The following is a 13,085-nucleotide window of genomic DNA, read 5'->3' as shown; positions in this document are numbered from 1 at the left end:
TTATCAGTTTTATCCTGAGCTTCACTTAAAAGCTTTCTAGTTTCAGGCTCTGAATTGGGCAACCGACAGTATGAGCCATTATGACTTTATAGAAAGCTTCTGTTTTGTCTCTATTGAGAACTAGGAATGTTTTTTGCTTGTGAAAAATACTTTTATAAGTTTTCAGGATTTTGTAAAACCTTACCTGCATCCATTGATTATCGTTTCTATAAAATGATTCATAAAGCGTTTCCCCTCAACGGAGCATGCAATCCTTACATTTTTATGTTCGCGTTCCGGATATTTATTGATTTGATATCCAACAAATGCAATCGTCTGACCTCTTGTCAACCTTCCACCCAGCTCAACATCAACATGCAGTTCTTCTGTATATCTGCATAAGCTTTCGTCCAAAGCTATGGCTGCTGTAATCACGTCATCCATGGGAAAACCACCTAATTGAAAATATTCTCTCCACATATCAATATAGATAGGAAATTTATTTACAATATAATCAATCACTTCTCCTTTTCCGCCATACTGCATGTCAGAAAGATGATCTCTTGTCAACATTCCGTCAGCAAATATATTATTTTCACACACATCTAATGGTACAAGTGTAATTTTCATATCTGAATTTAATACCATTTTCGCCGCTTCGGGATCCGCAGATATATTATACTCTGTTACCGGAGAAATATTTCCATAAATTTTAAAGGCTCCACCAAGAACATATGCCTCTTTTATTTTCTTCCCAATGGATGGATCTTTTTGAAGCGCCAGAGCTACATTCGTCAGCGGTCCTGTTGTGATTAGTGTGATTTCGCCCGGCTCTTTATTAAAAGCATGAATCAAATAGTCTACCGCATGCTGCTTTTGAATTAAACCCTTTGGTTTTTTTGCAGGTGTATTGAACATTCTTAGCCGATCCCCGAATTTCCACCTTAATTCTTCATAGAAATTTACAGGATCTCCTGAATTGTCTGGCGCCATGTCAGATATTGGATGATCTGCTCCTGCATATATTGAAATTTCACGTTTGGCCAGTTCCACAGTATTTCTAGCAACCCACGCTGCCTGCTGAATATCTCCTGCCGCCCCTGTTACAGTTGTTATTCCAAGCAGTTCCGCTCTCTCATTCAACGCCATATATAAAACAGCCAGTATATCATCCCCTACGGAATCTATATCCATTATGATCTTCTTTTTCATATGTCACCTCAGCATTCAAATTATCCTCTATCGTCCTGCTATCCAATTACTTTATCCACAATCCTATGAACGAAAGGTCGCACAAACTGGACAGACGGGCCTGTCATAAAGGCAGCTACAACCGTTCCGATTCCTACTGTTCCTCCAAGGAGAAAACCAATTACAACAAAACTTATATCTCCTGCAATTCTCACCAATCTGTACTGAAGCTTTCCTTTCCGGCTGATAATTTCCGAAATTAAATCAATTGCTCCTACGCCAAGATCCGCTCTGATATATGTAGCAATTCCAACCGCCATAATCAAAAGACCAGCTAAAATCATTGCCATTTTAATAATTATATTTAATTCTCCTAGCCTGAGCAAATTTAACAGCAGTTTTACAAAATCCGCCGTATACCCAATACCAAATATAGCAATCATAGAAGATATATTAATATAGGATTTGTCAATTATAAATACAATCACCAGGATTACCACATTAATTAATGCAGAGGAGGTTCCATAACTGATATGAAATACATTCGCAATGCCAAGCTCAAACACACTGGCAGGATCTACTCCAAGCCCGGTATATAAAAACAACGCAACACCTATTCCACAGAAAATTAACCCTATCAGAGAGATTAACGTTCTTTTAACCAAATGATTCTTCATAATAATATGTGCCTCCAGTTTTAATTTAGCTTCTTCATTGCCTCAAGGAAATACTCCACAAATTTTTCTCTGTCTACACCACATAGGAATTTTGTATTGTGATTTACTTCTTTTCCGAATAGTTTTTTCTGATAATCAATTGTATCAACAACCGTCATACCAGTTGTCAGCTCGCCATTTAGCTCAACATCTACATGACACTGCTTACTATCGAATATTTCCGGATGAACCAAAACAGCAACCGCACACGGATCATGAAGCGTACATCCCGGAAAGCCCTCTACTTCATAATGGTATTTACTGAAATAATCAATCAATTCTGCGGCAAATACCGACAGTTCATTTCCCTGTCCTCTAAGCCGTTCATTCTCTTCTCTCGTGACATAAGCCTTTTGCGTCACATCTAATCCAGACATAATGACAGGAAGTCCACAGTTAAACACAACCTTTGCCGCCTCAGGATCTGCAAAAATATTGTACTCGGCTGCCGGTGTCCAGTTTCCAACCGTCCCTCCTCCCATGATCGAAATCTCATTTATTTTAGTCTTTAAATCAGGGCGGGTAATTAAAAGCTCTGCAACATTAGTCAAAGGGCCAATTCCTACAATTGTTACCTTTTCCTGAGATTCTTCCAGTACCTTTACCATTAGTTCAAGTGCTCTCAGCTCTGAAACAGTAAATCCGCATTCGGGCAGCTTAGGTCCTTCCAAGCCAGAATCTCCGTGCACAAGCGCTCCTCCAACTACCAGCTTTCTTACCATCGGTTCTTGCGCACCCCTAGCAACCGGAATATTTAACTTTCTTGCTTTTGTCAAAACACGAATCGCATTGTTTGTAACCTTCTCAATGGTCTGATTTCCTGCTACTGTTGTCACTGCTTTAATTTCCAGCTCCTCTGATGCAAGTGCCCATAAGATGGCCATAGCATCATCATGTCCCGGATCACAATCAATTATAATAGGTGTTTTTTTCATATTCTTTCTCCTCTCATACATTTTGTTTCATAATGTGGATTTGCACATCACAGCTTACTTATCTAGCTTTTCTATAAAGTCTAACTTTATTTACACATTCTTCTTTGCATACACTTCTCTTGCCTTGCTATCCTTGGACTTTCTCTTTACGGAATAAACAATCAGCCCTATTATAGTTACAAGATATGGCAACATCTGTACTAATTCTGGCGGAATTGTAGTTACCTGCAAAGAATACGACAAAGCTTCTGCAATCGCAAACAGCAAGGAAGAAAGCGTTGCTCCCAGAGGAGTGGAATTTCCCATTGCATCAGCAGCTAATGCAATAAATCCTCGTCCTGCAGTCATATTTTTAGAAAACCAGGTTACATATCCCATAGACATAAACGCTCCTGCCATGCCTCCTAAGATGCCGCTAATTCCCAAGGCAATATAACGTGTTTTTATCAAGCTAACTCCCACGGAAGACAGTGCCTTTGGAGATTTTCCTGCCGAGCGGATTCGTAGTCCCAATGGAGTTTTATATAGCAATACATAAACTACAAATATCATCACAAATGCTGCATAAGATATTACGTTATGATTCGAAATAACATCTCCTACGAGGGGAATATTTTGGATGAAGGGGATATGAATACTAGGAAGTTTTCCAGAGGAAAGCGCAAGCGTCGTCCCTTTATCTTTCACTACCGCATACATAAAATACACGGTCCCCCCTAATGCCATCGTATTAAAAGCGATGCAGGTCAGCACGCTGTCCGCTTTTAAGGTCATTGAAACATACCCAATAGCAAGCGAACAAACAACACCTGTCAAAATAGCAATCAATAATCCAAACCACGGACCAAAGCCAAATGCGCTTGCAAATACTCCTGCAAGTGCCGAAATCAGCATGACCCCCTCAATACCGATATTGGTAATTCCTGCATTTGACGTAATAACAGCACCCAGAGAAGCCAAAATTAAAGGAGTCGCTACCCGAATAATGGAGTATAAAAATGATGGAGTCATAACAGAATTTAAGATCGCTGACATTATTTGTTCCCTCCTTCTGTAGAAAGCTTTGTAATCATCTTGTGCTGATATTTAGAAAGAAATGCATTAGCTGCTACCAATACAATTACAAGTGCTTCAATAATTGAAACGATCTCCGCAGCCACATCCGACTGCTTATACATATAATCCGCTCCAACTCTAAGATAGGCAACCGCAAATGCCGCTACTGGCACATACGCAGGATTTCCCTTGGCGAGAATATTCAGCACAACTCCATCGAATCCATATCCTGGAAGGGCTGACCATTGAAAGCGAGTATACATCCCAAGCATTTCCGTCGCTCCACCCACACCGGCAATAAATCCTCCAATAAGCTGAGCCATCATTATCACTCCGGCTGTCCCTATTCCAACGTACTGCCCAAACTTTAAATTACTCCCTACCACTCTAAGCTTATATCCCCATTTTGTTTTGAACATAAAGATATAAGTCAAAAAAACGAACACAAGAACAATAAAAACTCCACCATGAAGCCTCGTTTTTGGAATAATCGTTCCGAGACTGACGCCTTTTTGAAATGGGAGCGAGGCTTTATATGCAGAGCTAGGATCTTTTGCAAACTGATTAAAAATAAAGGTTCCAAAATAAAGCGCCACATAATTAAGCATCAACGATATAACAAGCTCACTGCAGTTCCATCTGACTTTCAAAAAACCTGGAATTGCACAAACGAATGCTCCAATTACACCGGCAGTCAACATTGCTGCTAAAATTACAATTACAGGCGGAGCTGGCATGTAAATTGCAATCATTGCCGCTCCAAGCGCTCCCAAAAAAAAGCCGCCCTCTGCCGCCATATTAAATTGATTTGCCTTAAACATGACACAGATCGAAAGACCTGCAAACGTTAGAGGAATCGCCGTTTCTAAAACTGTACTGAAACGTCTTACTGTTGTTAGGGGACCAATGAACAAGTTTTTTATTGCGCCTAGCGAATTACTTGACGAAAAGCTCATAATAATAAAAGAAATAGTGAATGCGATTAATACCGCAATAGTGAATCGCAGGATAGCAAAATATGTATTAAAAACATCAACGTTTGATTTTTTACCGCCTTTTATCATAGGAGCGCCCTCACTTCCTCTTCACTCTGTTTCTTAACACCGAGCATATAGTAGCCGAGTTCTTCTTCTGTCAGATTTGTCGTATCCTTGAAATACGCATTGATTTTTCCATTATACATAACAATACAGCTATCGCTTAATTCAAGTATTTCATTCAAATCTGCCGAAATCAACAGTACAGCTACGCCTCTGTCCCTAAGCTCAACAAGCTTCGTTCGAATCAGTTCAGATGCTCCTGCATCAATACCTCTAGTGGGCTGTTCTGCAACAACAATCCCTACATTTTCCGTCAGTTCTCTCGCAGCGACCACCTTTTGTATATTGCCACCTGACAGCATATTAACATCCTGCTCTGCCGATGTACACAACACGTTAAAATCCTTAACCCACTCTTTAGCTTTTGCATCCATTCTTTTCCGATCCAAAAAAATATTCCTTATCAGATACCTCTGTATCTTGTCCGCAAACATATTTTCAGAAATTGTCATATCCGCAGCACAGCCGACTGCCATTCTATCCTCTGGAATATATACCACCTGTTTTCTTCGAAATTCTGCTGGTGAATAATCCAACACTTCCATACCAGAAATTTTAACTTGGCCCAGCATCGGCTTTTTCATCCCGGTAAGAACTTCCGCAAGTTCCGACTGCCCATTTCCTTCTACACCCGCAACGCTCAAAATTTCTCCTGCACGGAGCTTTAAGCTAACATTATCAAGCATTTTCTTACCGATAGAATTCACATAAGTGAGGTTCTCTGCTTCAAGGCAAACCGCCCCAACCTCAGCAGGTTTTTTATCAATATGAAGCACAATCTCTCTGCCTACCATTTTGTTTGAAATATCCTGTGGGCTCGTATCCTTTACATACGTTGTTTCAATCGTTGTCCCATGGCGCATAATTGTGACCCTATCACATATTTCCATAATTTCATTTAATTTATGAGAAATAAATATAATCGTATGTCCCTGTTTCTTCAGTGAGTTTAATTCCTCAAATAACAGTTTTGTTTCCTGCGGCGTCAAAACAGCCGTCGGTTCGTCCAGAATTAAAATTTTAGCGCCACGAACCAAGGCTTTTAAAATCTCTGTTTCCTGCTTTATTCCAACACTGGCATTTTCTACCTTTTCGTTTACATTAATTTTAAAATTATACTTGTCCGCACAAGCTTTGGAGATACGAATCATTTCCTTTGTATCCATCAACATTCCATATTTACTAGGTTCTGAACCCAGTACAATATTTTCTGCAATTGTCAGAGAATCCACCAACATAAAGTGCTGATGAACCATACCAATCCCCAGACTAATAGCCTTTTTGGGGCTATCAATTTTCACCTCTTCTCCATTTAAGAAAATGTGTCCGCCTTCTGGCGTTTCCATCCCAAACAGAATTTTCATTAGTGTTGATTTCCCAGCCCCGTTTTCACCAATCAGCGCATGAATCTCACCTTCATATATCTCTAAATTAACATTTTTATTGGCTACCACACCATTGGGGTAAACCTTGAGAATATCCCTAGCCTTTAAAACAATTTTATCCTTTTTCTTTTCCATCAGCTACACCTCCCATCAATAGGAATTGCCTGAAAGAAATCCTCCAGGCAATACAATGATCGTGTATCAATCAAGGCTTAACCGCATTTCTGATGCTATCAAGCGCCTCTGTTGACATACCTATCGCCGAATCAACTTTTATTTCCCCCGCCACTACTTTTTCTTGGATTTCTTCCATTTTCGCTTGCTGTTCCTCTGTAAATGCAGCTTTATAAACATTATTTTTGGCAAGACCTACTCCATTCTCCGCAATTCCAAGGCTTTCCGTCGTTCCCCATTCCAGTTCACCCTTCACGTCTTTTTCTATCGCTCTAAAAATAACATCCCCAACATTTTTAACCATTGAAGTTACAATATGATCCGCTGTTTTAGTATCTCCATTTTCTGCATATGCTGCCGACTGATCCGAGTCCACTCCTATTATTTTTTTATTTTGCTCTGTCGCCGCTTCAATTACACCAAGCCCTGCCGGTCCTGCCGCTGCAAAGATAACCTCCGCGCCTTGATTAAACTGTACGATTCCATGCTCTTTTCCCTTGGCCGGATCATAATAGTCACCTGTATAGGTACTGATTACCTTTATATCAGGGTTCACACTCTGCGCACCTTCAATATAGCCTACCAGAAAATCATTAATCGGAGGGATATCCATTCCTCCTACAAAGCCAATCTTACCTCCCTGCTTAGCCAGAAGGCCCGCTGCAGCCCCTGCAAGAAAAGAACCCTCGTTCTGTTTAAACGTAGCGCAGTAAACATTGCTCAAATCAGCTGCTTCAAAATCAACTGTATTATCAATCAAAAGAAACTTTTTTTCTGGATAATCTGGAGCCAGCTTCTGAATTGGCTCAACCATAGAAGGAGAAACCGCTATGATCCAGTCAGCATCTTCATCTGCCGCATCAGCCAGAGCTGGTTCCCATTTTGCTTCGTCATCGCCAGTCTCGATAACCTGAATACCAACGCCAAGTTCACTTTTTATACGTTCCATTCCCCTGTTTGCAGAATCAAAAAATCCTAAATCCCCCAGATTCCCATTTACAATCAGAATTGCTTTTCCTCCCGCTTTCTCTGCTGTTTCTCCGCCCACTGATGAAGCTTCTGTTATTGCGGCTTCTGTTCCCTTACCCGAATCACCACATGCCACAAGACCAAAACACATTGTCGTTGCCAATACCATTGCAAATCCTTTTTTCAACTTCATTTTATAACCTCCCTTATTGTTTTAATAGCCATCCAAATTTATAGTAACAATCAGCTCCTGTTGGTATAATTAAGTTGTCAAAATCAATATTCCAGAAAGGAGCTGATTGCTATCTACCATCAAGAAATTATTTTTCATATTTCTTCAACTGACAGACAAAACAAATCTTTAACTCAATGAATTTTGCTCATCTCGACTTTTAAAATTTTACAGCTTCGCTACTTTTTGTTCTTCTGGAAATTTTGTACTTCCTGTTTTGTTGGTATACTCTGCGCCGCCCCCCTTCTGCTTACTGCAATCGCACTGGCAGCACTTGCATTTTTAAGGCTTTCCTGAACAGTCAGACCCTCCGCAAGACCTCCCAGAAAATAACCACAGAACGTATCCCCAGCACCGGTTGTATCAACTGCCTTCACTTTGAAAATATCCTGATATATAGTTTCTGACTGATTAAAAAAATAGGAACCCTTCTCTCCCAGTGTTAAAACTATGAAAGCATCTGGAAATTTGATCTTAAGCCCTTCCATAATATCTGATATTTTCTCCGAATTAACCTCTGCCAGTTCTTTACCTTCTACCTCATTTACAATCAAATAGTCAACCTGATTTAAATGATAGCTTTTTAATTCAGCACTCATCGGAGACGGATTCAACGCGACTGTCATTCCCCGTTTTTTCGCCTCTGTGATTACAAAATCGACATTTGAAATCTCATTCTGCAAAAGAACAATGTCGCCTGCCAAAAACCGATCCAGAACTGACACAATATACGCTTTACTGACACTGTCATTAGCTCCCCCACAGATGATAATATTATTCTGCCCATTTTCATCAACCTGAATAACCGCATGCCCACTTACCACATCCATTTCCTGAATATAATCTGTATGAACACCAGCGGTTTTTAAAATATCTGTCAGTATTGTCCCATCCTTTCCAACTGCACCTGCATGATAAACCTCCGCTCCCGCCTTTGCAAGAGCCACTGACTGGTTAAGCCCTTTGCCCCCGCAAAACTCTTCGTACCTGAGCGCTTTTATTGTTTCTTTCGGTTGGACAAACTCCTTTACAGAATATGTCTTATCGATATTAAGTGAACCGATATTCAATACTCTCATAAAACTCCCCTTCCATTTGCAGCATTTATAATAAGAAAATGATTTCCAAAAACTTTTTCTTAATAAGAAAATAACATAATTCCATTTGATTGTCAATATTAAATCGTCATTTTTCATAACTATTTTTCGTTTACTTTTTATGCATTTAGTGTATAATTGTAGAAAGAGGCGGTATTAATCAATAGAACGCTTAAATATTTGTAAAGGATTTATTTACTATGACAATTAAAGAAATTGCTCAGATTGCTGGAGTATCTGTTTCAACAGTCTCTAAAATTATGAATAACAAAGATCAAAGCATCCGTTCCGAAACAAGGGAGCATGTGCTTAAAATCGCAAAGGAATACAATTATAAGCCCTACTCCTCTATCATTACTTCCAGCAGCGGGAAAACCCTGTGTCTCGGAATTATTTTCCGAAACGCTTCAGCTGTTCATAATTCTATTTCCGGCATGATTGCCGCTGCCAGCAGCTGCGGATATTCGATTCTTACCAGGGAAAGCAATAATTCCGTAGAACAAGAGCTAAAAAATATTCTGGCTTTGCTCAACATGCATGTTGACGGCATTATCTGGGAGCCAGTCTCTCCAGACAGCCTTGATTCTGCCAGGCATATCAGACACGCAAATATTCCTTATTTTATTATCAACTCAGATATTGAACATGCGCTAAACATTGATTTTCAGCAAATGGGCTATTTGGCAACCGAAGCTCTCATAAAAGCCAGGCACTCTGAGATCGCCTGTATGTTACGCAACGGCACCCGAACAAAAAGCTTTTTTCAGGGCTATCGTCAGTGCCTGTTTGACCATAATATAGCCTTTGATGAAAGACTTGTCTTTTACGAAACAGACGGACTGCCAATCAGCAAAATCACCAATCATATTTTTAGCGGAATCGTTGTATCGCATTATGCCGCAGCTATCCAGCTGTACAAAGCGATTGATACTCTGCATTACGCGATCCCCCATGACCTTTCCCTGGTTTCCTTAAAGGACAGCCTAAGGATAAAAACTGATTATCCACCGATTTCAACCTTGCCCATTCCATACTATGATTTTGGAACATATGTGGTTGATTATTTGATTCATATAATTGAAAAGAAAGACGGTATACCTAAACTAGCTCTTTCCTTCAAGCTGGAGCATCATTTATCCATTGATATCCCATATAATTCACGTTTGAAAAAAGTTATTTCTCTTGGCAGCATCAACATTGACAACTATATGAATTTCGATCAGCTCCCACATACGGGCAAAACCGTAACCTCACCAGCCGCATCTATTTATCCAGGAGGAAAATGTATAAACGAGGCCATTGGCATCGCAAAGCTGGGACACCAGGTTTCAGCCATCGGACGGGTGGGTGATGACGCTGACGCTGATTTCCTATACGAATATATTAAGGATTATCCTGTTGACACCTTTGGTATAAGGCGAAGCAAAGGTCTAAAAACCGGGCAAGCTTATATCTTTGTCCAGAAGGACGGCGATTCTATGATTTCCATTATGTCAGGAGCCAATAATGCAGTAAGTTCAAAGGATATTATCGAAAACGAACGGCTTTTCGTAAATGCCAGCTATTGTCTAATACAGACAGAAATTCCAATGGAAGCAATTATAAAGGCAAGCCATATGGCAAAGAAATATAATCTGATTACTGTTCTTAAGCCCAGCGCATGTTCATCACTGCCCTTAGAGTTGCTGCAAAATATTGATATTATTTCTCCAAACTTAGATGAACTCGGCGAAATATGTCCAGGAGGCCAAAGCTTAGAAGAAAAAGCCGGACAGCTTCTATCCTATGGGATTAAAACTGTGATTGTCACAATGGGCGCGCAGGGCTGTTACTTACGTGAAAAAAATCTTGAATGTAGAATTCCCTCAGGAAATTTTACTTCAGTAGACAGCTCTGGCGCAGGTGACGCATTTATCAGTGCCCTCGTATCCTATCTTTTATATGGTTATGAAATAGTTACTGCCGCCAAAATCGCTACCTATGCTGCCGGACTCAGCACAACCAGACAGGGCACCACTCCTGCTTTGATTGACAAGGACACTTTAGAGTCCTTTATCCGCCAGAAAGAACCAGAGCTTTTACATGCCTCAAAGCAATAAGGAATAAAGCTATTTTCATTCCAGACGGCATAGAGCCACCGCCAAAGAATGTTATCGCTTCTCCCAAATTGTAGATTTATGTTGACTGTTTCGCTACATTAGAAGATGACTATGGATTAGTTGCAGAAGTAGCAGGAAAAATGCCGGCGCCGTCTAGGTTCGGGTTATGAATGATTACAGGCACATTGGTAATAACACCCCCACCCCTGCAATTTCTCTGTATAAAGACTATCGGGGACACGGGATAAGAACCAGTATGATGAAAGCAATGCTGTCCTTGTTAAAAGCATATTCCTATGAACGTGTTTCGCTTTCCGTTCAAAAGGCTAACTATGCGGTTAAAATGTATCAAAAAATCGGTTTTGAAATGGTAAGTGAAAATAAGGAAGACTGAACAGTTATCTAACTGTCCCGATTGATAAGCGGAGGGAGACATTCCGGCAAGCTCAGCGGTTAGTTCCTGAATTAACCTGCGCCTTTTATCCGCTTGATATGTTCAAGCGGATAGTGTCAGAAAGCATTTGGAAGGAGCCTAATAAGATTTGTATCTTTCAAATTTGTGAAAGCATTCCCCTTGCCATCAAGGAGTTGCAACATTTGTTGTAGTATCCAGAACAGAAGCAAAGCTTGCTATGGTGCGGCTTTTGAATGAATTGTTTTCTTTCCTTCCTCCGGGATGGCGGTATATACATTTTTAATCTCCTTTAGAACAAAATGTGTCCTGGTGGCCGATACCCCGGTCATGCTTTTAATCGTCCTATGTATGCGCTCCAACTCGTCGGAGGAGGAGCAGGTTATTTTCAGCACAAAATCATAGTCCCCGGTGAGATAGTAGCAATCTACAATATTGGGGTGATCGATAATCATCTCTGTAAATGAATCATGAAATCTGGGGTGCTCTAAACTAATTTCCATCAGAGCCGTTACGTCATTTCCAAGGGCTTTTGTATCCACCATGACCGTATAGCCCTTAATGATACCTGATTCCTCCATCTTCTTAATCCGATCCAGCACAGCCGACACAGACAGATGGATCTCCTTGCTGATGTCCGAAGCTTTCTCCCGGCCCTTTTCCTTTAATATGTTCAGTATTTTGTAATCAATTTTGTCCATTTTTCCCCCTGCTGTTTTGCTTTTCAAAATGTCCAACCTGTTATATACTGGTAGATAAGTATCCTAAGTATATCATAAAATGCATCGGAGTTGTACCATGAATCTTTCTTACCTAAAATACGCTGTGGAAGTGGAGAAAACCGGCTCCATCACCAAGGCGGCGCAAAATTTTTATATGAACCAGCCTCATTTGAGCAAAATCATCCGGGAACTGGAACGAGATCTGGGAAGCCCTATCTTCGACAGAACCAGCAGAGGAATGGTTCCCACCAAACGGGGGGAAGAATTTCTGCGCTATGCAAAAGCGATTCTGGTTCAGGAGGAACAGATAGAATCCCTGTGCACAAAGAACAGCAGGCAAATTCTGGAGGTGACTCTAAGCGTTCCCAGGGCCACCTATATTTCCTATGCATTTACATCCTACCTGAAAGCCCTGGGCAATCCTCCCTCTGTGAACCTTCACTATCGAGAAACAAACTCCAAGGACACAATCCGCAGCATTGCTGACAAAACCTTTGACTTAGGCATTATCCGAAGCCAAACCCTTTATGAATCATACTATCTGAAAATGCTCCAGAATGAAAATCTGGAACACAAGGAGCTGTGGGAATTTTCCTGTAATGTCCTCATCTCTCCCAACCATCCCCTGGCATTAAAAGAAAACCTGACTTATCTGGATTTCGCCGGCTATACGGAAATTGTCCAGGGGGATATCCAAACCCCTTCCTTTACCTTTGAAGCCCAGGATGCCTCCGCCACAGCGGGAAATTCCAGGAGAACCATTTCCATCTATGACAGAGGCAGTCAGTTTGAACTTTTGAGGGAGCTCCCCTCCTCTTATATGTGGACTTCACCTGTGCCAGGAGATTGTCTCACCAAACAGGGCCTGCTTCAAAGAGCCTGCAGCTGTCCCGGCAACCGCTATAAAGATTTGCTGGTGTACAGAAACGGATACCGGCTTTCCGAAGATGAGAAAGCCTTTCTCTCCTACTTAATCCAAACCCTGTCCTCTCTGAAAGGGGACTGAGCACAGCCCCCA

General features: G+C 40.8%; 12 protein-coding genes. 3 read left to right on the top strand and 9 right to left on the bottom strand.

Annotation, left to right across the window (positions count from 1 at the left end; translation table 11 throughout):
* Window positions 1-180: 180 nt before the first annotated feature.
* From FYJ39_RS07105 to FYJ39_RS07070, 8 genes are all read right to left on the bottom strand, one after another.
* Window positions 181-1,191, bottom strand: coding sequence for a nucleoside hydrolase (locus tag FYJ39_RS07105; RefSeq protein ID WP_154471772.1), 1,011 nt, complete (start codon window positions 1,189-1,191; stop codon window positions 181-183).
* A gap of 38 nt (window positions 1,192-1,229) precedes the next feature.
* Window positions 1,230-1,847 (bottom strand): YczE/YyaS/YitT family protein, encoded by a 618-nt coding sequence (locus FYJ39_RS07100; protein ID WP_154471771.1) that lies wholly within the window; start codon window positions 1,845-1,847, stop codon window positions 1,230-1,232.
* A gap of 20 nt (window positions 1,848-1,867) precedes the next feature.
* Window positions 1,868-2,821 (bottom strand): nucleoside hydrolase, encoded by a 954-nt coding sequence (locus FYJ39_RS07095; RefSeq protein WP_154471770.1) that lies wholly within the window; start codon window positions 2,819-2,821, stop codon window positions 1,868-1,870.
* Between the two features lie 90 nt (window positions 2,822-2,911).
* Window positions 2,912-3,856, bottom strand: coding sequence for an ABC transporter permease (locus tag FYJ39_RS07090; RefSeq protein WP_207708694.1), 945 nt, complete (start codon window positions 3,854-3,856; stop codon window positions 2,912-2,914).
* A complete protein-coding gene (locus FYJ39_RS07085) occupies window positions 3,856-4,941 on the bottom strand; it encodes an ABC transporter permease (protein ID WP_154471769.1) in 1,086 nt (361 codons plus the stop codon). The genes FYJ39_RS07090 and FYJ39_RS07085 overlap by 1 nt, the downstream gene beginning before the upstream one ends.
* A complete protein-coding gene (locus FYJ39_RS07080; RefSeq protein ID WP_154471768.1) occupies window positions 4,938-6,497 on the bottom strand; it encodes an ABC transporter ATP-binding protein in 1,560 nt (519 codons plus the stop codon). Before FYJ39_RS07080 ends, FYJ39_RS07085 begins: the two co-directional genes overlap by 4 nt.
* Window positions 6,498-6,567: 70 nt before the next feature.
* Entirely contained in the window at window positions 6,568-7,698 is a 1,131-nt protein-coding gene (locus FYJ39_RS07075) for a BMP family ABC transporter substrate-binding protein (protein ID WP_154471767.1), read from the bottom strand.
* Window positions 7,699-7,916: 218 nt separating this feature from the next.
* The gene (locus FYJ39_RS07070; RefSeq protein WP_154471766.1) at window positions 7,917-8,816 is read right to left on the bottom strand and encodes a ribokinase; all 900 of its coding nucleotides are present in this window, start codon (window positions 8,814-8,816) and stop codon (window positions 7,917-7,919) included.
* A gap of 218 nt (window positions 8,817-9,034) precedes the next feature.
* Here FYJ39_RS07070 and FYJ39_RS07065 point away from each other — a divergent pair, with 218 nt between their 5' ends.
* Both FYJ39_RS07065 and FYJ39_RS20860 read left to right on the top strand, forming a co-directional pair.
* A complete protein-coding gene (locus FYJ39_RS07065) occupies window positions 9,035-10,933 on the top strand; it encodes a PfkB family carbohydrate kinase (RefSeq protein WP_154471765.1) in 1,899 nt (632 codons plus the stop codon).
* A gap of 256 nt (window positions 10,934-11,189) precedes the next feature.
* Window positions 11,190-11,327, top strand: coding sequence for a GNAT family N-acetyltransferase (locus tag FYJ39_RS20860; protein ID WP_235919760.1), 138 nt, complete (start codon window positions 11,190-11,192; stop codon window positions 11,325-11,327).
* A 236-nt stretch (window positions 11,328-11,563) separates the two neighbouring features.
* On the opposite strand, the gene FYJ39_RS07055 is transcribed toward FYJ39_RS20860, so the two are convergent.
* Window positions 11,564-12,046, bottom strand: coding sequence for an Lrp/AsnC family transcriptional regulator (locus tag FYJ39_RS07055; protein ID WP_154471764.1), 483 nt, complete (start codon window positions 12,044-12,046; stop codon window positions 11,564-11,566).
* Between the two features lie 97 nt (window positions 12,047-12,143).
* Here FYJ39_RS07055 and FYJ39_RS07050 point away from each other — a divergent pair, with 97 nt between their 5' ends.
* Window positions 12,144-13,073: a LysR family transcriptional regulator gene (locus FYJ39_RS07050; RefSeq protein ID WP_154471763.1), complete on the top strand. Its 930-nt coding sequence runs from the start codon at window positions 12,144-12,146 to the stop codon at window positions 13,071-13,073.
* Window positions 13,074-13,085: the final 12 nt, after the last annotated feature.

Source organism: Clostridium porci, from assembly GCF_009696375.1.
Taxonomy (GTDB): Bacteria; Bacillota; Clostridia; order Lachnospirales; family Lachnospiraceae; genus Enterocloster; species Enterocloster porci.
The sequence above is the reverse complement of the archived record's forward strand: the minus strand, read 5'-3'. Positions and strand labels throughout refer to the sequence as shown.

Coding starts and splice junctions, on each gene's coding strand:
- FYJ39_RS07105 (WP_154471772.1), bottom strand. CDS start 1,191: ATGAAAAAGAAGATCATAATGGATATAGATTCCGTAGGGGATGATATA.
- FYJ39_RS07100 (WP_154471771.1), bottom strand. CDS start 1,847: ATGAAGAATCATTTGGTTAAAAGAACGTTAATCTCTCTGATAGGGTTA.
- FYJ39_RS07095 (WP_154471770.1), bottom strand. CDS start 2,821: ATGAAAAAAACACCTATTATAATTGATTGTGATCCGGGACATGATGAT.
- FYJ39_RS07090 (WP_207708694.1), bottom strand. CDS start 3,856: ATGTCAGCGATCTTAAATTCTGTTATGACTCCATCATTTTTATACTCC.
- FYJ39_RS07085 (WP_154471769.1), bottom strand. CDS start 4,941: ATGATAAAAGGCGGTAAAAAATCAAACGTTGATGTTTTTAATACATAT.
- FYJ39_RS07080 (WP_154471768.1), bottom strand. CDS start 6,497: ATGGAAAAGAAAAAGGATAAAATTGTTTTAAAGGCTAGGGATATTCTC.
- FYJ39_RS07075 (WP_154471767.1), bottom strand. CDS start 7,698: ATGAAGTTGAAAAAAGGATTTGCAATGGTATTGGCAACGACAATGTGT.
- FYJ39_RS07070 (WP_154471766.1), bottom strand. CDS start 8,816: ATGAGAGTATTGAATATCGGTTCACTTAATATCGATAAGACATATTCT.
- FYJ39_RS07065 (WP_154471765.1), top strand. CDS start 9,035: ATGACAATTAAAGAAATTGCTCAGATTGCTGGAGTATCTGTTTCAACA.
- FYJ39_RS20860 (WP_235919760.1), top strand. CDS start 11,190: ATGATGAAAGCAATGCTGTCCTTGTTAAAAGCATATTCCTATGAACGT.
- FYJ39_RS07055 (WP_154471764.1), bottom strand. CDS start 12,046: ATGGACAAAATTGATTACAAAATACTGAACATATTAAAGGAAAAGGGC.
- FYJ39_RS07050 (WP_154471763.1), top strand. CDS start 12,144: ATGAATCTTTCTTACCTAAAATACGCTGTGGAAGTGGAGAAAACCGGC.